This window comes from Achromobacter sp. 1012554356 (assembly GCF_059760815.1).
Genome location: NZ_JCBANC010000050.1, coordinates 1 through 20,449 on the forward strand (window position 1 = coordinate 1; position 20,449 = coordinate 20,449).

General features: G+C 65.6%; 15 protein-coding genes. 4 read left to right on the plus strand and 11 right to left on the minus strand.

Going from position 1 to position 20,449, the window contains the following annotated elements; all coding sequences use genetic code 11:
* The coding region (locus tag AC6LJW_RS22145; protein ID WP_498088259.1) for an MFS transporter at positions 1–1,270 on the plus strand (1,270 nt) is incomplete at its 5' end.
* 35 nt (positions 1,271–1,305) lie between these two features.
* On the opposite strand, the gene AC6LJW_RS22150 is transcribed toward AC6LJW_RS22145, so the two are convergent.
* Positions 1,306–2,010 (minus strand): GntR family transcriptional regulator, encoded by a 705-nt coding sequence (locus AC6LJW_RS22150; RefSeq protein ID WP_056562592.1) that lies wholly within the window; start codon positions 2,008–2,010, stop codon positions 1,306–1,308.
* Between the two features lie 127 nt (positions 2,011–2,137).
* Between AC6LJW_RS22150 and AC6LJW_RS22155 the strand changes: the two genes are divergently transcribed.
* The 3 genes from AC6LJW_RS22155 to AC6LJW_RS22165 all read left to right on the plus strand — a co-directional run bounded on the left by AC6LJW_RS22155 (position 2,138) and on the right by AC6LJW_RS22165 (position 5,292).
* Positions 2,138–3,133, plus strand: coding sequence for a Bug family tripartite tricarboxylate transporter substrate binding protein (locus tag AC6LJW_RS22155; protein WP_056562595.1), 996 nt, complete (start codon positions 2,138–2,140; stop codon positions 3,131–3,133).
* Between the two features lie 65 nt (positions 3,134–3,198).
* The gene (locus tag AC6LJW_RS22160; RefSeq protein WP_498088260.1) at positions 3,199–3,999 is read left to right on the plus strand and encodes an enoyl-CoA hydratase/isomerase family protein; all 801 of its coding nucleotides are present in this window, start codon (positions 3,199–3,201) and stop codon (positions 3,997–3,999) included.
* A 21-nt stretch (positions 4,000–4,020) separates the two neighbouring features.
* Complete coding sequence (locus AC6LJW_RS22165; RefSeq protein ID WP_427986626.1) at positions 4,021–5,292, plus strand: CaiB/BaiF CoA transferase family protein; 1,272 nt, start codon at positions 4,021–4,023, stop codon at positions 5,290–5,292.
* Positions 5,293–5,336: 44 nt separating this feature from the next.
* Here AC6LJW_RS22165 and AC6LJW_RS22170 read toward each other — a convergent pair whose 3' ends face one another.
* The 10 genes from AC6LJW_RS22170 to clpA form a co-directional block, all read right to left on the minus strand.
* Complete coding sequence (locus AC6LJW_RS22170) at positions 5,337–6,065, minus strand: ABC transporter ATP-binding protein (protein WP_056324308.1); 729 nt, start codon at positions 6,063–6,065, stop codon at positions 5,337–5,339.
* Complete coding sequence (locus AC6LJW_RS22175) at positions 6,062–6,865, minus strand: ABC transporter ATP-binding protein (protein ID WP_056562602.1); 804 nt, start codon at positions 6,863–6,865, stop codon at positions 6,062–6,064. The genes AC6LJW_RS22170 and AC6LJW_RS22175 overlap by 4 nt, the downstream gene beginning before the upstream one ends.
* Entirely contained in the window at positions 6,862–7,950 is a 1,089-nt protein-coding gene (locus AC6LJW_RS22180; protein ID WP_056562605.1) for an ABC transporter permease subunit, read from the minus strand. Before AC6LJW_RS22180 ends, AC6LJW_RS22175 begins: the two co-directional genes overlap by 4 nt.
* A complete protein-coding gene (locus AC6LJW_RS22185; protein WP_056562608.1) occupies positions 7,947–8,876 on the minus strand; it encodes a branched-chain amino acid ABC transporter permease in 930 nt (309 codons plus the stop codon). The genes AC6LJW_RS22180 and AC6LJW_RS22185 overlap by 4 nt, the downstream gene beginning before the upstream one ends.
* Before the next feature lie 150 nt (positions 8,877–9,026).
* Complete coding sequence (locus AC6LJW_RS22190) at positions 9,027–10,172, minus strand: branched-chain amino acid ABC transporter substrate-binding protein (protein ID WP_056562612.1); 1,146 nt, start codon at positions 10,170–10,172, stop codon at positions 9,027–9,029.
* A gap of 239 nt (positions 10,173–10,411) precedes the next feature.
* Complete coding sequence (gene putA, locus AC6LJW_RS22195; protein ID WP_056562616.1) at positions 10,412–14,233, minus strand: trifunctional transcriptional regulator/proline dehydrogenase/L-glutamate gamma-semialdehyde dehydrogenase; 3,822 nt, start codon at positions 14,231–14,233, stop codon at positions 10,412–10,414.
* A 172-nt stretch (positions 14,234–14,405) separates the two neighbouring features.
* On the minus strand, positions 14,406–15,089 hold the full coding sequence (locus AC6LJW_RS22200) for a PqiC family protein (protein ID WP_427986624.1): 684 nt from the start codon (positions 15,087–15,089) through the stop codon (positions 14,406–14,408).
* 6 nt (positions 15,090–15,095) lie between these two features.
* Complete coding sequence (locus AC6LJW_RS22205) at positions 15,096–16,760, minus strand: PqiB family protein (RefSeq protein WP_498088261.1); 1,665 nt, start codon at positions 16,758–16,760, stop codon at positions 15,096–15,098.
* Positions 16,761–16,806: 46 nt separating this feature from the next.
* Complete coding sequence (locus AC6LJW_RS22210; RefSeq protein WP_056562624.1) at positions 16,807–18,123, minus strand: paraquat-inducible protein A; 1,317 nt, start codon at positions 18,121–18,123, stop codon at positions 16,807–16,809.
* The gene (gene clpA / locus AC6LJW_RS22215) at positions 18,123–20,435 is read right to left on the minus strand and encodes an ATP-dependent Clp protease ATP-binding subunit ClpA (RefSeq protein WP_056566700.1); all 2,313 of its coding nucleotides are present in this window, start codon (positions 20,433–20,435) and stop codon (positions 18,123–18,125) included. The genes AC6LJW_RS22210 and clpA overlap by 1 nt, the downstream gene beginning before the upstream one ends.
* Positions 20,436–20,449: the final 14 nt, after the last annotated feature.

Genomic DNA, 20,449 nt, shown 5'->3' on the forward strand with positions numbered 1-20,449 from the left:
CCCTCCCTTCCCTTTCCGCCGCGCCGGACAGAAGTATGCATTCGTGGTCGTCGGCGTGATCTTTCTGTCGCTGCTGGTCGCCGCCGGCTTGCGGTCTTCGCCCAGTGTGCTGCTGGTGCCACTGGAAGAAACGTTTGGCTGGAGCCGCAGCGCCATTTCATTTGCCGCCGCGCTGGGCATTTTTCTGTACGGATTGGTGGGCCCCTTTGCCGCCGCCGCGATGGAACGCTTTGGACTGCGGCGCGTGCTGATCACCGCGCTGATCCTGATGTCGGCCTCCAGCGCCGTCAGCGCGTACATGACCGAGCCCTGGCACCTGCTGATGACCTGGGGCGTGTTCTCAGGCCTCAGTTCGGGCGCCGTGGCGATCGTGATGGGCGCCACCGTGGTCAACCGCTGGTTCGTCAAGCACCGAGGACTGATGATGGGCCTGCTGACCGCCAGCGCCGCCACCGGCACGCTGGTGTTCCTGCCGGTTCTGGCCGCGCTGGCCTCGTCGGGCGACTGGACGCGCGTGGTGTGGACCGTGGCGGCCGCCGCAGCCGCGCTGGTGCCGCTGGCCTGGTGGCTGGTGCCCGACCGTCCGTCCAGCGTGGGCCTCGTGCCGTTCGGCAGCGATCCGCACTCGCCGCCCGCGCCCGCCGCCCCGCGTACCGGCATGGTGGCCGCCACGTTCGGCACGCTGGCCCGGGCGGCCAAGACCCGTACCTTCTGGTATCTGTTCGCCACGTTTTTCGTGTGCGGCTTCACCACGAACGGCCTGGTCGGCACGCACCTGATCGCGCTGTGCGGCGACCACGGCATGCCCGAGGTGCAAGCGGCCGGCTTGCTGGCCATGATGGGCATCTTTGATCTGCTCGGCACCACGGCATCCGGGTGGCTGACCGACCGCTACGACCCGCGCAAGCTGCTCTTTGTCTACTACGCGTTGCGCGGTCTGTCGCTGATGTACCTGCCCTACTCCGATTTCTCGTTCTACAGCCTGTCGATCTTTGCGATCTTCTTCGGCCTGGACTGGATCGCCACGGTGCCGCCGACGCTGCGCCTGACGACGGAAGCCTTCGGCGAGCGAGACGCGTCGATTGTCTTCGGGTGGATCGTGGCGGGACACCAGATGGGCGCGGCCAGCGCCGCCTGGATGGCCGGCGCGTTGCGCGAAGCGCAGGGCAATTACCTGATGGCCTTCGTGGTGTCCGGCGCGACGGGCATCATCGCCGCCGTGCTTGCCTTGATGATCGGCAGAAAGCGCGTGGTCGCGCAGCCCGCCTGATTCCCCACCGCATGGCGGCGCCCGCCGCCATGCGGTCAGGCCGCGCCGTTGCCGGTCCGGCCGCGCAGGTTGTAGGCCTTCTTGCCGCCGACGTGCTTACGGATAAGCGCTTCGGCGCGTTCGCCATCGCGCGCCAGCAGCGCCTGCACAAAGGCTTCGTGGTCGGCCACCGCAGTCGTCCATTCATCCAGGTCGAAATTGGATTTGTAGCGCAGGGCCTGCACCTGCAGGTTCAGCCGGTCGTAGGAATGTGACAACGCCGGGTTGCGCGCGGCGCGGTTGATCGCGATGTGCGTGCCCATGCTGGCCGCGAAGTACGCGCGGATATCGCGTTTCTCGTAGTTTTCAAGCATCTGCGCGTGCAGGCGCGCGATCTGGGCAAGCTCCGCTTCGGATGCGCGCTCGGCGGCGCTGCGCACTGCCAGCCCTTCCAGCACGGACAGCACGTCGAAGATGTTCTCGATGTCTTCAGCGGACAGTTCGATCACCATCGCCCCGCGCTTGGGCTGCAAGGTCACCAGGCCGTCGGACGCCAGCATCCGGTACGCCTCGCGCAGCGGCGTGCGGGAAATCTTGAGTTGATCGCACAGATCCCGTTCGTTCAGCCACGTGCCCGGCTTGAGGGTGCCGTCGATGATCAGTTGGCGCAAACGTTCCGCCACGACCGCCGGCAAGGTGGGATGGTGGATGGCCAAATCGGGGACGGACACATCGGCAATCAGGGGTTCAGGGTTAGCCATGGGTTGTTCATGCTCGCGACATCGACTATTTTTGTATCTGGTATACCAAACACCAGCGGCATACCAACCTGACCCAATCATAGAGCAAGCAGCCCCTGGGCAGGCCTCATCCACCAAAGGAGACCCTATGAAAAAGCATGCTCGCGCCTGGACCGGCGTACTGGCGCTGGCCGCCGGTTTGGCGGCCGCCAGCCCCGCCCTGGCGCAGGACTACTCGAAATGGCCGGAACGCCCCATCCGCCTGGTCGTCGGTTTTGTCCCGGGCGGCGGCACCGACGTGTCGGCCCGGATTCTGTCGGCACGCCTGTCCACCCTGCTGGGCCAACAGGTGGTGGTCGAGAACAAGCCGGGCGCCTCCGGCCTGATTGCGGCCGATTATGTGGTCAAGGCCGACCCGGATGGCTACACGCTGCTCCTGGCCAACATGCAATCCACCGTCGCCGCCCCGTATGTCGTGCAGTCCAACATCGACCCCAACAAGGATTTCACGGCGGTGCGGTACATCGGGTCTGTGCCCAACGTGCTGGTCGTGAACCCCGACAAGCACGCCTATGCCACCGTGCAGAACCTGGTGGACGACGCCCGCGCCAAACCGAAGCAACTGCTATATGCGTCGTCCGGCATGGGCAGCCCGCAGCACCTGAGCGCCGCGCGGTTCTCGCAGATTGCCGGCGTGTCGATGGAGCACGTGCCCTACAAAGGCAGCGGCCAGGCCATGACCGATCTCTTGGGCGGCAACGTGGACCTGAACTTCGACACGCTGCCCGGCGCGATCAACCAGATCCAGGCGGGCAAGCTGCGTCCGCTGGCGGTGACCAGCCCGGAACGCAGCAAGCGGCTGCCCGACGTGCCGACGCTGGCCGAATCCGGCATCAAGGGCCTGGACGTCGTGCAGTGGTACGCCGTCCTTGCGCCGGCCAAACTGCCCCGCCCGATCATGGAGAAGCTGGATCAGGCGCTGGCCAAGACGCTCGCCGACCCCGAGATCGCCGCCAAGCTGGCCGACCAGGGCATGGACCTGGGCGGCGGTCCGCAAACCCCCGCAGCCTTCGCGTCCTACGTGCGGGACGAGTGGAGCAAGTACGGCAAGCTCACCGCCAGCCTGGGCCTGAAGAAGCAGTAAGCCCCCGGCCGCTGACCCAACCCATCCGGCGGGGGACGCTCCCCCGCGCATGCAAAAGGAACCCCATGACTGCCACCGCTACCCCTGACACCTCGCCCATTCTGCTCGAGCGCAACGGCGACATCGCAACCGTGGTGTTGAACCGGCCCGAAAAACTCAACGCCTTCACCATCGACAGTTGGCGGCTGCTGGGCGACACCTTTCTCGAACTGGATCGCGACGACGGCGTGCGCTGCGTGCTGCTGCGTGGCGCGGGCGAGAAGGCGTTTTCGCCCGGCAACGACATCGGCGAATTCGAGACCGCGCGCAGCAACAAACGGCAGGCGGTGGAATACGGCGCCGTCATGCGCCGCACGATCGAGGCGATCGGCGGCTGCCGCCATCCCGTGGTGGCGCAGATACACGGCATCTGCGTGGGCGGCGGGCTCGAGATCGCCAGTCTGGCCGACCTGCGCATCTGCGGCGAAAGCTCGCGGTTCGGCGTGCCCATCAAAAACCTGGGCCTGGTGATGTCGTACTCGGAGCTGGCGCCGCTGGTTCGGCTGGTCGGCCCGACCGTGGCGCTGCAGGTGCTGCTGGAAGGCAGCATCTCTGACGCGGCCGAAGCGTTGCGCCTGGGCGTCGTCACGCGCGTGGTGGCGGACGACCAGGTGGCCAGCGAGGCGCAGGCGGCCGCGCGCCGGATTGCCGATGGCGCGCCGCTGGTGGCCCGCTGGCACAAGAAGTTCGTGCGCAATCTGGTGCAGGGCAAGACGCTGACCGACGCCGACCGCGACGAAGCCTTCGACTGCTTCGATACCGAGGACTTCCGCGCAGGCTATCGCGCCTTTCTGGCGAAGGCCAAGCCGCAATTCACCGGCCGCTGAACGAACGATCGAGGAACACGCATGCACAACGACACCCGCGGCTCCGGCCGCTCGCACTCCCCCGCCTCCGCCACCCCTGCCGGCGCGCTTGCCGGCATGCGCGTCATCGAGCTGTCGCAGATCATGGCCGGCCCCACCTGCGGCATGATGCTGGCCGACTTGGGCGCCGACGTCATCAAGGTCGAAAAGATCGACGGCGGCGACGATTCGCGCCAGTACCGCGACCCGCAGATCAACGGCATCTCGGCCCCCTACCTGATGCTCAACCGCAACAAGCGCGCCATCGCGCTGGACCTTAAGCACCCCGACGGCAAGAAGGTGCTCCTGCGCATGATCCGCGACGCCGACGTGGTGACCGAGAACTTCCGCAAGGGCACGATGGAAAAGCTGGGGCTCGGCTACGAGACGTTGCGCAAGGAGAATCCGGGCCTTATCTATTGCGCCGTATCCGGCTATGGCACGACCGGTCCCTTTGCGGACAAAGGCGGCTTCGATCTGGTGGCGCAGGGGTTTTCAGGGCTGATGGCCATCACCGGCGAACCCGGCGGCCCGCCGCTTCGCACCGGCAATTCGGTGGCCGACATCAACGCCGGCCTGCTCGCCGCGTTCGGCGTGCTGGCCGCGTATCAGCACAAGCAACGCACCGGCGAAGGCCAGATCGTGGAAACCTCGTTGCTGGAGGCCAGCCTGCAGCAACTCTATTGGCACGCCGCCATCTACTTTGGCAGCGGCGTCTCGCCCGGTCCCACGGGATCGGCGCATGTGCTGAGCGCGCCCTATCAGGCGTTTCCCACCCGCACCGACTGGATCATCATCGGCGGCGCCAACGAGAAGAACTGGCAGCGCATCGCGCAGGCGCTGGGCAAGCCGGAATGGGCGGAAGACCCGCGCTTTGCCCGCAATCGCGACCGCATGCAGAACCGCGACGAATTGGTCGAGGGCATCTCCGCCATCCTGAAGACCCGCGACGCGCAGGAATGGCTGGACATCTTCGATGCCGCCGGTGTGCCCGCCGGCCCGGTGCATTCGATTGCGCAGGCGTTGTCGCACCCGCAGACGCTGGCGCGTGAAATGGTGGTGGAACAGGACCATCCCGTGGCCGGCAAGGTCCGCACTGTGGGCATGCCCGTGAAACTGTCGGCCACGCCCGCGCGCTATCATCGCGCCGCGCCACGGCTGGGCGAGGACTCGATCGCGATCCTGGGCGAATTCGGCTATGGCAAGGAAGAGATCGACGCGCTGATCGGCGCCGGTGTGGTCGCGGCCGTGGACCGTGAGCCGGTACAGGCTTAAAGCGGGGGAACGCAAGGCGGCAAGACCGCCTTGCGTCCGCTTGATTACTCCACTTCGCCCAGGTACGCCGCACGCACCTTGGGATCGTGCAGCATGTCGCGCGCGGGGCCGGACAGCGTGATCTCGCCCGATTCCATCACGTAGCCGCGATGGCTGTTCTCCAGGGCCAGACGCGCATTCTGCTCGATAAGCAGAATGGTGACGCCTTCGCTGGCGATGGTGCGCACCACGTCGAACACCTTTTCCACCATCAGCGGCGCGAGGCCCATCGACGGTTCATCCAGCAGCAGCAATTTGGGACGCGCGATCATTGCGCGGCCCATCGCCACCATCTGCTGCTCGCCGCCCGACAGCGTGCCGGCGGCCTGCTTGCGGCGTTCGGCCAGGCGGGGGAACAAGGTGAAGACGCGATCCGTATCCTGGCGGATCTGGGCCGCGTCGCGGCGGATGTAGCCGCCCATCGCCAGATTTTCCTCGATCGTGAGCTGCCCGAAGATGCCACGGCCTTCGGGCACCATGACCAGGCCCTTGCGGACCAATTCGTGCGACTTCTGACCGCCGATGGATTGCCCGGCGTAGACGACTTCGCCGCCGGCCAGCGGCACCAGTCCGCAGATCGCACGCAGCGTCGTGCTCTTGCCCGCGCCGTTCGCGCCGATCAGGCAGACCAGTTCGCCATCGTCCACGCGCAGGTCGATGCCGCGCACCGCGCGGATGCCGCCGTAGGACACTTGCAGGCCCCGCAGTTCGAGCAGGGGTTGGGATGCCGTCATGTTGCCTGGCCCTCGTTATGGATGAGCGGATCCTGTGCGGCGCCCGCGCCCAGATACGCTTCAATGACCTTGGGATCGCGCTGCACCTGGGCGGGTTTGCCCATCGCCAGCACCTTCCCGTACTCCAGCACCAGCACGCGGTCGCACAGGCCCATGACGAGCTTCATGTCGTGTTCGATCAGCAGCACGGTGACGCCGTCCGCGCGGATCTTTTCGACCAGCTTGCGCAGCACCACCGTTTCCGACGCGTTCATGCCCGCGGCGGGTTCGTCCAGCGCCAGCAACTTGGGATCCGTCGCCAGCGCACGCGCGATTTCCAGGCGCCGCTGGTCGCCATACGGCAGCGACCGCGCGACGTCGTTGGCGCGATGCCCGATGCCGACGTAGTCGAGCAGCTCCTGGGCGCGCGCCTCGATGCCGGCTTCTTCCGCACGCGTTGCACGCGTGCGAAACACCGCGCCCAGCACGCCGGCGCGGGTGCGCATGTGGCGGCCGATCATCACGTTCTCGATCGCGCTCAGGTTGGCGAACAGGCGGATGTTCTGAAAGGTGCGCGCCAGGCCCGCGTAGGCAACCTCGTGCGGCTTCTTGCCCGACATGGATTCGCCATTGAACGTGCAGGTGCCTTCCTCGGGGATGTACAGGCCGGTCAGCACGTTGAACAGCGTGGTCTTGCCCGCGCCGTTCGGTCCGATCAGCCCGTAGATCTCGCCCTGTTCAATATCGAAACTAACGCCCGACAAGGCCTGCAGCCCGCCGAAGCGCTTGCCCAGTCCCTGGGCTTGCAGCAGTTTGCTCATGCCGCGCCTCCTTGCGTCTTGGTGGCAAGTTCGCGCTTGCGCACCGCCGACGGCCACAGGCCGGCCGGACGGAACAGCATCACGCACACCATGGCCAGGCCGAACAGCAGCATGCGGATGCCTTCGGGATCCAGCACCACGGCGCCGAACAACAGGTGCTGCACGGGTTCCACCACGGCACGCAGGAACTCCGGCAACGCCGCCAGAATGAGCGCGCCCAGGATGACGCCCGGAATGTGGCCCATGCCGCCCAGCACCACCATGCACAGGATCGAAATGGACTCCATGAGCGAGAAGCTTTCGGGGCTGACGAATCCCTGCATCGACGCAAACAGCGCACCCGCCACGCCGCCGAACGACGCGCCCATTGCGAAGGCCAGCAGTTTGATGTTGCGGGTGTTGATGCCCATGGCCTTGGCGGCGATTTCATCTTCGCGGATGGCTTCCCACGCGCGGCCGATGCGGGAGTTCTGCAAGCGCACGCAGACCACGATGATGATCAGCGTCAGCGCGAGCAGCAGGTAGTAGTACTTTTCCGGCCCGGTAAAGCGGATGCCCAGCAGGTTCTGGGTGCGCCCGAACGCAAACTCGCCGACCTTGAACGTGTCGATGCGATTGATGCCCTGAGGCCCGTTGGTGATGTTGATGGGCGCATTCAGGTTGTTCAGGAAGATGCGGATGATCTCGCCGAACCCCAGCGTCACGATTGCCAGGTAGTCGCCTCTTAACTTCAGCGTCGGGGCCCCCAGCAGCACGCCGAACAGGCATGCCACCGCCAGCGCGATCGGCAGGATCGCCCAGAACGGCAAATGCAGCCCGAAATGCGGCGACGCGAGCAACGCCCAGGTGTAGGCGCCCACCGCGTAGAACGCGATGTAGCCCAGGTCCAGCAGGCCCGCAAAGCCCACCACGATGTTCAGGCCTAGCGCCAGCATCACGTACAGCAGCGCGAAGTTCAGGATGCGGACCCAGCTTTGCCCGGCCATGCCGATCACGAACGGCAGGACGGCCAGCACGACGCCGATCAGCGCGATGCCGATCAGCGTGCGGGTTGAGAACCCGCTTTTCTTCAGATGCGTGCTCATGCGCGATCCCCCACCCGTTCACCCAGCAGGCCCGAGGGACGGAAGATCAGGACCAGCACCAGCACAAAGAACGCGAACACGTCCTGGTAATGGCTGCCCAGGAAGCCGCCCGTCAGGTCGCCGATGTAGCCCGCGCCCAGCGACTCGATGATGCCCAGCAGCAGGCCGCCGGCCATCGCGCCAACCAGGTTGCCGATACCGCCCAGCACCGCGGCGGTAAAGGCCTTCAGGCCCAGCATGAAGCCCATCGTGTATTGCGACACGCCGTAGTACGTGGCGACCATCATGCCGGCCACGGCGGCCAGTGCCGAGCCGATCAGGAAGGCGGCCGAGATCACCGTATTGATGTTCACGCCCATCAGGCCCGCGACCTCGCGATTCTGCGCGGTGGCGCGCATCGCGGTGCCGAGCCGGGTCTTGTGCACGACGGCCAGCAGTCCGCCCATGATGAGCGCCGCGATCACCACGATGGCGATCTGCAGCGTGCTCATGCGCGCGCCGGCAAACTCGAACACCTGCGGCGACAGCACTTGCGGAAAGTTCAGGTAATTGCGGCCCCAGGCCATCATCGCGACGTTCTGCAGGATGATGGACACGCCGATGGCCGTGATGAGCGCCGCCAGACGCGGCGCGCGGCGCAACGGCCGGTAGGCCACGCGTTCGGCCGTCCAGCCCACCGCCATGCACAGCGGCACGGAGACCAGCAGGCCGACGCCCAACACTACGAAGGCCGAGGCGCCGGGATCGCCGCCCACCAGCGTAATGGCGACCGTGGTGGCCGCCATTGCGCCGATCATGACGACGTCGCCATGCGCGAAGTTGATCAGCCCGATGATGCCGTACACCATGGTGTAGCCAAGGGCGACCAGGGCGTACACGCTGCCGAGCGTGACGCCGTTAATCAGTTGTTGAATGAAGATATCCATAGGGGCCGCTGAATAAGCCTGGAAGAATCGCGCGTGGCGGCCAGGGCGCAAAGGCCTGACCGCGCGTCGCGCGCAGCACGCGCCGGACGGCGCCTGCGGACAAGCGGGCGGACCGTGGCGCAGCCAGGTTCCGCCCTCGTTCAAGCCGGCTTAGTTAGCCTGGCTGACCATCGTTTCAACCATCTCCCACTTGCCGTTCTTGACTTCGTAGATGGTGACCGAGATTTCCTTCAGATCGCCCTTGTCGTCGTAGGAAATGTGCTCGCTCGTCGCGCCCTTGCGGTTCAGCTTGGCCAGCTTGGGCAGGTACTTTTCGGGGTCAGCGGAACCGGCCTCTTCGATGGCCGTGATCATGTTCCAGGCGCCGTCATAGGCATACGGCGCGTAGACGCCGGGGGCCTTCTTGAAACGGGCCTGGTATTTCTGATCGAAGTCCTTGCCCGCGGCCATCTTGTCCAGCGGCACGCCGGCCAGCGAGGCGTAGGTGCCATCGGCGGCGTCGCCGGCCAGCTTGATGAAGGTGTCGCTACGCGTCATTTCGCCGGACACCAGCGGCGCCTTCAGGCCCAGCGTGGCGAGCTGGCGCTTCATCGGGCCGGACTGCGCGTCCAGGCCGCCGTAGAAGATGGCGTCAGGCGCGGAGCCCTTGATGTTGGTCAGAATGGCCGTGAAGTCGTTGGCCTTGTCGGTGGTGTATTCGCGGCGCACCACCTGGCCGCCGGCGGCCTTGACGGCCTTCTCGACTTCGTCGGCCAGGCCCTGGCCGTAGGCGGTGCGGTCGTCGATGATCGCGACCTTCTTGGCCTTCAGGTTCTGCACGATGAACTTGCCGACCGCGGCGCCCTGCTGGGTGTCGCTGGTCATCATGCGGAACGTGGTTTCGTAGCCTTGCTTGGTGTATTCGGGCGACGTTGCCATGGCGATCTGCGGCAGGCCGGCTTCGTGGTAGACACGCGACGCGGGAATCGTGGTGCCCGAGTTGAAGTGGCCCAGAATGCCCACGACGTCCTGGTCGACGAGTTGCTGAGCAACCTGCACGCCCACGCGCGGATCAGCCTGGTCGTCGCGCGAAACCAGCACGAACTTGGCCGTCTCGCCATCAATCTTGATGCCCTTCTTGTTCGCTTCTTCGAGGGCCAGGTTCAGGCCGTTCTGCATGTCCTCGCCGTAGTGCGATTGCGGACCGGTCAGCGGGGCTGCGAAGCCGAACTTGACGTCGGCGGCCTGCACGGCGGCCGTCATGCCGGCGGCGGCGATGCTTGCAGCGAGAAGCTTCAAAGTGGTGCGGAACTTCATGGGGAATCCTCCGAAATATCGGACTAAGGCCTTGTTATACCTGAGCTTTTAGCCAGGCTTTTGGTTTTTTACTACCGCGAGCCCAGTGATATCCGGGTCCCGCGAATGCATTTTCTGCAGAGCCTGAATGCCGGATTGCGGCAGCCAGACCAGAGGTGCGACCGGATTTTCGTTCCAGTGCAACCCAGCCCGATATTGGAGATAACCCTCAGTTTTCCGAGGGTTACCCCTGGTCACGCTTAGCCGATGGTCATGAGGCTGGCGTTGCCGCCCGCCGCCGCCGTGTTGACGCTGACGGAACGCTCGGTCAGGAGGCGTTCAGGCACATAGCTGGCGCCCGCCGCCAAGGCGTCGGAGGTCAGGCCATGCACCGCCAGGATGGGACCCGGACGCCGCGCGATGCGCTGGTTCAGCGCCTTGAGCGCGTCGCCATCACCTTCAAACAACACGGCCTGGTAGTCGGCCTCGTCAACGTCGGCATCCGGAAGGATGCCTGCCTGGCCCTGCTGATCGGCGTCCAGCGTCGCCAGCAGCGCCTGCGCCGCGGGCGTGTCCGCAAACCAGGCATGGTTGCCGGTCAGACGGGCCACGGACCACTGCGCCCGCGCGCCGGCCTCGGTAGCGGCCACGCAGTACACGGCGCCGCGCGGCTCGACCATATAGGTGTTGGTCTCGCCCGTCGGGCCGGGCAGCGCGATGCGCTGCGGCAGCGGCGCCGCGGCGTCCAGGGCCGGCGGCAGGCCTGCGGGGCGCGTACCCAGCAGGCGATACATGTACAGCGGACCGCCAGCCTTCGGACCCGTGCCCGACAGCGCTTCGCCGCCGAACGGCTGCACGCCCACCACAGCGCCCACGATGTTGCGGTTGACGTAGACGTTGCCGGCGTGAACCTGGCCCGTCACGTGCGCAATGGTTTCGTCAATGCGGGTGTGCACGCCGAACGTCAGCCCATAGCCCGTGCCGTTGACGGCGTCGAGCAACGCGTCGAGTTCGTCGCGCTTGTAGCGCACCACGTGCAGGACCGGCCCGAAGACTTCACGGGTCAGCTCGCTGACGTTGTCGATTTCGATGATGGTCGGCGGCACGAAGGTGCCGTGGCGGCATTCGCCGTTCAGTTCGACCTGGTCGATGCGATGGCCGGCCGTGCGCATGGTTTCGATGTGACGCTGGATGCCGTTGCGGGCATCGGTGTCGATCACAGGGCCCACGTCGACCGACAGGCGGTCCGGGTTGCCGACGGCCAGCTCGCGCATCGCGCCGCGCAGCATCGTCAGCACGTGGTCCGCGTTGTCTTCCTGCACGCACAGCACGCGTAGCGCCGAGCAGCGCTGGCCGGCCGAATCGAAGGCCGAACTGAGCACATCGAACACGACCTGCTCCGACAGGGCCGACGAGTCCACCACCATGGCGTTCTGGCCGCCGGTTTCCGCGATCAGCGGGATCGTGTGGCCGTTATCGTCCAGACGGTCGGCCAGGGTGCGGGCGATGATGCGCGCCACGTCGGTCGAGCCCGTGAACATCACGCCGCGCACGCCAGGATTGGCGACCAGTTGCGCGCCGATGGTTTCGCCGCGGCCCGGCAGCAACTGCACGGCGCCGGCAGGCACGCCGGCCGCGCGCAGGATGGCCACGGCTTGCGCCGCGATCAGCGGGGTTTGCTCGGCCGGCTTGGCCAGCACGGTGTTGCCCGCCGCCAGCGCGGCCGCGACCTGGCCGGTAAAGATTGCCAGCGGGAAATTCCACGGGCTGATGCACAGCACGGTGCCCAGCGGACGGTGCGTATCGTTGCTGAATTCCTGCTCGGCCTGATCGGCGTAGTAGCGCAGGAAATCCACGGCCTCGCGGACTTCCGCGATGGCGTTGGGCAGCGATTTGCCGGCTTCGCGCACGATGAGGCCCAGCAGGGTCTGCATCTGCTCTTCCAGCAACTGCGCCGCACGGCGCAGGCACTGGGCGCGTTCGGCGACAGGCGTGGACTGCCAGATCGGCGCGGCATTGGCGGCAGCGCGCAGGGCGACTTCAGCGTCGGCCGAATCGGCTTCGATCACATGGCCGACCACGTCGCGCAGATTTGCGGGGTTGCGCACTTCGATCGCCTTGGCGGCATCCCAGTGCTCGCTCCCTTCACCCAGCATCGGACCGGCGTGCCATGGCGTACCGGCGCTGGCCAAAAGCGCCGCCGACAGCGAGCCCAGGCGATGTTCGTTGCTGAGATCCAGGCCCGCCGAGTTGGCGCGGGCGCCGTCCTGCGGATTGCCGTAGAGCTCGCGCGGCAGCGGAATCTTCTCGTGCGGGGCGCCCAGCGGCGTGATGCGCGCGGCGGCTTCCACCGGGTCAGCGACCAGCGTTTCGACCGGGATGGTTTCATCGCCGATGAGGTTCACGAACGAGGTGTTGGCGCCGTTTTCCAGCAGGCGGCGCACCAGGTAAGCCAGCAGCGTTTCGTGCGTGCCGACCGGCGCATAGATGCGGCACGGACGGTTGAGCTTGCCCTGGGCCAGCGGACCGACCACTTCTTCATACAGCGGCTCGCCCATGCCGTGCAGGCACTGGAACTCGTACTGGCCGGGGTAGTAGTTCTGGCCGGCAAGCTGATAGATCGCGGCCAGCGTGTAGGCGTTGTGCGTGGCGAACTGCGGATACACGGCCTCGGGTGCGGCCAGCAGCTTGCGGGCGCAGGCAATGTACGCCACGTCCGTGTACAGCTTGCGCGTGTAGACCGGGTAGCCTTCCAGGCCGTCGACCTGGGCGCGCTTGATTTCGCTGTCCCAGTAGGCGCCCTTGACCAGGCGCACCATCACGCGGTGACGGCTGCGGCGGGCCAGGTCGATCACGTAATCAATGACGAACGGCGCACGCTTCTGGTAGGCCTGGATGACGAAGCCAATGCCGCTCCAGCCTTCGAGTTCAGGCGTGAAGCACAGCGCTTCCAGCAGGTCCAGCGAGATCTCCAGACGGTCGGCTTCTTCGGCGTCGATGTTCAGGCCGATGTCGTAGCTGCGCGCCAGGATGGTCAGCGCCTTCACGCGCGGCAGCAGTTCCGCCATGACACGCTCGCGCTGGCCGCGCGAGTAACGCGGATGCAGGGCGGACAGCTTTATGGAGATGCCGGGGCCTTCGTAGATGCCGCGGCCCGCGGCGGCCTTGCCGATGGCATGGATGGCCTGCTCATACGACGCGTAGTAGCGCTCGGCGTCTTCGGCCGTGGTCGCGGCTTCGCCGAGCATGTCGTAGGAGTAGCGGAAACCGCGCGATTCCATCTTGCGGTTGTTGGCCAGGGCCTCGGAAATCGTCTGGCCGGACACGAACTGTTCGCCCATCATGCGCATGGCCATGTTCACGCCTTTGCGCACCAGCGGCTCGCCGCCCTTGCCGATCAGGCGCGTCAGCGCCTTGGACAGCGACTGCTCGCTGCTCACGGCCACCAGCTTGCCGGTGATCATCAGACCCCAGGTGGCGGCGTTGACGAACAGCGATTGTGAACCGCCCATGTGCGACTTCCAGTCGCCGCGAGCGACCTTGTCGCGGATCAGCGCGTCGCGCGTGGCGCGGTCGGGAATGCGCAGCAGCGCTTCGGCCAAGCACATCAGCGCCACGCCTTCCTGGCTGGACAGGGAGAATTCCTGAATCAGGCCTTCGACCCCGCCACCGGTGCGCTTGCCGCGCAGCTTCTTGACCAGGCCGGCCGCCATCGCGTGCACCTTTTCCAGGTTCGGCACGCGGGCCTGGCCCAGCAGCAGCGGCACGCACTCGGGCTCGGGACGGCGATAGGCCGCGGTGATGGCCGCGCGCAGCACGGACTGCGGCTGTACGTCCTGGCCGAATTCATAGAACGGCGGCGTGGGTGCTGCATGGGATTCGGCCGCATCCTCGTCACCCGCGGCATCCGCGCTCAGGTGGGACATCTCGGCGGGGAGATGACCGCGTTCGATCTTGTCCAGATAGGACAGGATCGCCTGCTTATGCAGCCAGTGCGGCGTGCAGTTGAGCTTGTTGGCGGCGGCTTTCAGGCGGTCGCGGAGTGCGTCGTCGACTTTGACGCCGAGGGTCGTGCTGGCCATAAGAGATTGCTTCCTGTCGCATGGCAAAGGTGTAACTGGGCCCAATCGGGACCCAGTATGGGTAGGACCGTATGCTAGACAGGTTGCAACCGCGTTTGTATTAAGGTTAACCCTAGGTTGAGCCCAGTTAACCGCTTGAGATCGCGAGGTTTATCCCGAAACTCGGGGTGGATCATTCCTTCAGCGCGGAACATCCCATCATCTGAACCGAGCCCGACCCCGCTGGGGTCTGGCCGCGAATCGCCGCTGCCATGACGCCCGCCAGGCTGACCACCGCGCGCTGTTGCGCGGCGATCAGGGTGGGAATGGCGTCATCGGAAACGTTCTCGGTGACAACGCTGCGGCACAAGAGGCCCGTACCCTTGGTGTCGACGGGCCGCACGCGCCACGTGGCGTCCAGTTGCGCCATGCTGCCGGACACCATTTCAAAGCGCTGCACGTCGGTCTGCACGCGCCAGATCGGCGCCCCCGGCCCCGGCTTGACCATCTGCACGTCGAGCGCACCCAGATCGCGCTTGAGCGCATCGGACAAGGCATTGCGCAATTCGTCGCCCAGCGGCGAACTCCAGCGCTCGGAATACAGGGCGGAGATGCTGCCATCGCCGGTGCGCACCATGAGTTGCGGCTGGTCGGCCTGCGTCGACAGCGTGACAGGCTGCACCTCGATCAGGAACGAGGCCGAGCCCGGCGCCGCACCGGGCGCCGCCGACCGCTCGGGGGTCTGCAGCGTGTAGTAATGAACGGGCGGCGACGAGCCGCAGGCCGCCAGCGCGCCGGACAGCGCCAGCACGGCGAGCGCGGCGCGCGCGCGTCCGTTGCGGGACGGGGTTGCGGAGCAAGAGAGTCGGCTTTTCATGAGCGTCTAGTTCCTGACTGGGCCGGCGCCCGGGATGGGGTCTTCACCTCTGCCGCGCAGCAGGGCTTCGGGATTGGATTGCAGGAAGTCGGCCAGCGCGCGCAGCGAACGCGCCGCCCGGCTCAGTTCCTGCATCGCCCGTTCGGTATTGACCGGCAGCGATGCGTCGGAGGCCAGCAGCGAGTTGATGTTCGCCATCGAGTCCTTGGCCGCCTTGAGCGCCTTCTGCGCTTCGGGCGCCACCTGCTTGTCCAGGCGGTTCATGAGTTTGGACGTGCTGGCCAGCGTGGCGCGCAGGTCCTCGCCGATCTTGTCGAACGGAATCTTCTCGATCTTGGTGACGATGTTGGTGACCTGCTGCTGGAGCTGATCCAGGTTGCCCGGCACCGTCGGGATCATTGCGGGCTCGGACATCACGAACTCGACGGGCTTGGCGTTCGGCACGTTGTCCAGCACCACGTAGAGCTGGCCGGTCAGCAGGTTGGCCGTGCGCAGTTGTGCGCGCAGGCCATGCTTGACCATCACGCCCAGCAAGCGGCCGCCCGCCACATCGCCGTCCTTGATCGCACGCTCGCGCACCTCTTCGTAGACGCGGCCCAGCCGCTCCGGATACAGGGTGGCGTCCACCAGCGAATAGAAGCGCTTGGTGGCGGGATCGAAGTCCAGCGTGATCTGCGTGACGTCGCCCAACGTGATGCCGTTGAAGTCGACAGGCGCACCCACGGTCAGCCCGCGGATCGACTGGTCAAAGCGCATGCGGATCGGGAAGGCTTCGCCGTCCGGGTTGGCCTTGGCAGCCGCCTCGGTGGCGTACAGGTCGAACTCGGCGTCGGGTTTGGCGGGCGCTTCGCCATCGCGGGCGTTCTGCACGGACGCGAACGCCACGCCGCCCACCGCCATCGACACGAGCGATTGCGTGCGCACCTTCAGGCCGTCGGCGTTGACACTGAAGTCCACCCCGCTGGCGTTCCAGAAGCGGGTGCTATTGGTGACGAACTTGTCGTTGGGTGCATCGACAAACACCTCGACGTTCACGGCACTGCCGTTCTCGTCCAGGGCGTAGCCGATCACGCGGCCCACGTTGATGCGGCGGTAATACACGGGCGAGCCGATATCGAGCGAGCCCAGGTCCGAGGCCTTGAGCATGAAACGCTTGCCCGCGCGATCATGGGTCACGGCGGGCGGGGTTTCCAGGCCTTCGAAAGACAGCTTGGTGGCGCGGTTGCTGCCGTCCTTGCCCTCTTCCGCGTCCACGCCGATGTAGGCGCCCGACAGCAAGGTGCCCAGTCCCGAGACACCGCTTACGTCCAGCCGCGGCCGCACCACCCAGAAGTTGGTGCCTTCGCGCGCCAGGTCAGAGACCTGCTTGGACAGCTCGGCTTTGACAACCACCTTGCTGCGGTCGGAATTAAAACCAATGGATTTGACCGTGCCGATGTTCACGTCCTTGTAGCGAAGTTGGGTCTTGCCCACCTCCAGACCCTCGGCAGTATTGAAAGAGATGGAAATGTCGGGCCCGGCCTGCATCCAGGTCCGCACGACCAGCGACAGGCCCATCAACGCGGCAACAACGGGGACCAGCCAGATCCAGGAGATCCGGCTTTTCTTCTTGCGCGAGATCGCGGGCGACGCGAACTTCTCTTCACCAGATCCGGGGGCTTGCTCGGACATCTACTTTTTCCTTTTCTGAGCGGAAAACAACGGCGGGAGGCCTTTCCTAGCCCACTTGCTTGCCGGAGACGGACACCGGCGCATGCCGGCCCTCCACCGGCGCTGATTCAATTTCGGTCTGACCTTCAAGGTCCCAGCTACGGCGCAGGTCGAAGCTCATGGCCGCCAGCATGGTCAGGATGACGACCACGCCGAACGCGGCAGCGCCCGCACCGGCGCTGATTTCCATCAAGCCCTGAAAGTCGGCCAGCGCCGCCAGCAATATAACGACAAATACATCCAGCATCGACCACTGGCCAATGAATTCAACCATCTGATACAACCGCGTACGCGCCCCCAGATTGGTTGTGCTACGCCATTGTTCAGTAAGCAACAACAGAATCAACGCCAACAGTTTGGTCAGCGGCACCGCCACGCTGGCGATGAACACGATCAGCGCAATGTCCCATGAGCCCATCTGCCAGAGTTCCACGACGCCGCCCAGAATGGTGTGGGCGCTGTCGCCGAGCAGCGAATTGACTTTCATCACCGGCAGCACGTTCGCGGGAATGTAGAACACCACGGCCGCCAGCAACAGCGCCCATGTGCGCGCCACGTGATCGGGCTTGCGGTAATGCACCACCGCGTCGCAGCGCACGCAGTGATGGTGCGCCTCGGGATCGGCGTCCCGCGGCAGGGCCTGCACCTGGCCGCAAACGTGGCAACCGGTCAACACGACGTCGGGCCCGGCTTCGGGCACATGCACGGGCACCACGCCGACGGATTCGGCATACCGCCACAACACATGGGGTGACAACCTGCCCAGAATCGTGAGCAGCACGGTCAGGACGCCGAACGCGGCCAGGCCGATGCCCGGCGCGACCGCGGCCATCCCCGCCAGTTTCACCACGGCGACCAGCACGCCCAAAAGAAACACGGGCACCATGCACCATGGGCGCAAGACGCCCAACAGGCGCATGGCGGCGTGGAAATCCGCCGGTTCGCGGCCCCGGGACAACGGGCCCAGCACCCACAGCAGCACGATCAGTTGCAGAAGCGGCAGCGCGAAGCCCGCCAACCCGGTCATGATGGACACGAGCCAATGGCCCTGGCGCCAGGTGATGGAAATGGAGTCCAGCAGAGAAGCCTGCTGCACCATGCCCTGCACGGACATCGAAGCGACCGGGTAGGCATTGGCCACCCCGAAGACGATCAGGGCGGTGATGGCGAGCGCCAGCCAATTGGACAAAGTAAGCCCGCTGTAGCGCCAGAGGACGGCACCGCAGCGGGCACAATTGGCGGTCTCGCCAGGTTCAAGCTGATGTCGGCGATAAATGCTTGCGCAGTGTTCGCATTCGATCAGCGGCTGGCGGTCCGCGGTCATCAGTCGACGAGTTCGACTTCCTGCTTGTCCGGCGCGTCCGACGAAGGCGGCTTGCCGCTGTCGTCAAAGTCCAGCGTAACCTTGCCCGACTCGTCCAGATCCACTGTGACCGAGCCGCCGTCGACCAGCTTGCCAAACAGCAGCTCGTCGGCCAGCGCGCGCCGGATGGTGTCCTGGATAAGGCGTTGCATGGGACGCGCGCCCATCAGCGGATCGAACCCCTCCTTGGCAAGGTGTTCACGCAGGCGCGAGGTGAATACGGCTTCCACGCGACGTTCGTGCAACTGGTCTTCAAGCTGCATGAGGAACTTGTCCACCACGCGCATGATGACCTCGTGGTCCAGCGCGGCAAAGGGAATGATCGCGTCCAGGCGGTTGCGGAATTCAGGGGTGAACATGCGGCGGATTTCCGCCATTTCGTCGCCCACCATCCGCGAATTCGCGAAACCGATCGACGGACGGTTCAAGGTCTCGGCGCCCGCGTTGGTCGTCATGATGAGAATGACGTTGCGGAAGTCTGCCTTGCGGCCGTTGTTGTCGGTCAGCGTGCCGTGGTCCATGACCTGCAGCAGGATGTTGAAAACATCCGGGTGCGCCTTTTCGATTTCGTCGAGCAGCAGCACGCAATGCGGCTGCTTGGTGATCGCCTCGGTGAGCAGGCCGCCCTGGTCGAAACCCACGTATCCCGGCGGCGCTCCGATCAGGCGCGACACCGCGTGGCGTTCCATGTATTCCGACATGTCGAAACGCAGCAGTTCGACGCCCAGCGTGAATGCCAACTGACGCGCGACTTCGGTCTTGCCGACGCCCGTGGGGCCCGACAACAGGAAAGCGCCAATCGGCTTTTCCGGTTTGCCCAGGCCCGAGCGCGCCATCTTGATGGCGGCGGACAGCGCGTCAATAGCGCCATCCTGACCAAATACCACCGTCTTGAGGTCGCGGTCCAGCGTGGCGAGCTTGCTGCGGTCGTCGTTGGAGACGGACTGCGGCGGGATGCGCGCGATCTTGGAAACGATGTTCTCGATATCGACCTTGCCGATCACCTTTTTCTGGCGCGAACGCGGCAGCAGACGCTGCGCGGCGCCGGCCTCGTCGATCACGTCGATGGCCTTGTCAGGCAGGTGGCGGTCGTTGATGAAGCGCGCCGACAGTTCGGCCGCAGCCGACAGCGCCGCAGCCGAATAACGCACGCTGTGGTGCTCTTCGAAGCGGCTCTTCAGGCCGCGAAGAATCTGCACGGTCTGTTCGATGCTGGGCTCGGGGACGTCGATCTTCTGGAACCGGCGCGACAGCGCGTGGTCTTTCTCGAAGACGCCGCGGTATTCGGTGTAGGTGGTTGCGCCGATGCACTTCAACTGCCCCGACGACAAGGCCGGCTTGAGCAGGTTGGAGGCATCCAGCGTGCCGCCCGACGCGGAACCGGCGCCGATCAGCGTGTGAATTTCGTCGATGAACAGGATCGCATCGGGATTGCCGCGGATCTGCTTGAGCACGCCTTTCAGACGCTGTTCGAAATCGCCGCGGTACTTGGTGCCGGCCAGCAGCGCGCCCATGTCCAGCGAAAAGACCTGAGCGGCCTGCAGGACTTCGGGCACTTCGCCGCGCGTGATGCGCCAGGCCAGGCCTTCCGCGATGGCGGTCTTGCCCACGCCGGCCTCGCCCACCAGAAGCGGGTTGTTCTTGCGGCGGCGGCACAACACCTGAATGACGCGCTCGACTTCGTGCTCGCGGCCGATCAGGGGATCGATGCGGCCGGCCAGCGCGGCGGCGTTCAGGTCGGTGGCGTACTGATCCAGCGGCGACTGACGCGAATCGCCCTGCTCTTCACCATTGGGCTGTTGCTCTTTCTGCACGGCGGCGGACTCCACCTGCGGCTGTTTGGTAATGCCATGGGACAGGAAATTGACCACGTCCAGGCGCGTGACGCCCTGCTGTTGCAGGTAGTACACGGCGTGCGAGTCCTTTTCGCCAAAAATGGCCACCAGCACGTTCGCGCCCGTCACGGGCTTCTTGCCCGTGCCGCCGGCGGAGACATGCATGATCGCGCGCTGAATGACGCGCTGGAAACCCAACGTGGGCTGCGTGTCGACTTCGGCGCCACTGGGAATTACCGGCGTATTTTCCGAAACGAACTGGCGCAGGTTGCGGCGCAGGTCATCCAGGTTGGCCGCGCAGGCGCGCAGGACCTCGACCGCCGAAGCGTTGTCGAGCAACGCCAACAGCAGATGCTCGACGGTAATAAATTCGTGCCGGGCCGAACGGGCCTCGACGAAAGCCATATGCAGGCTGACTTCAAGCTCTTGAGAAATCACGCTTCCTCCGTAAC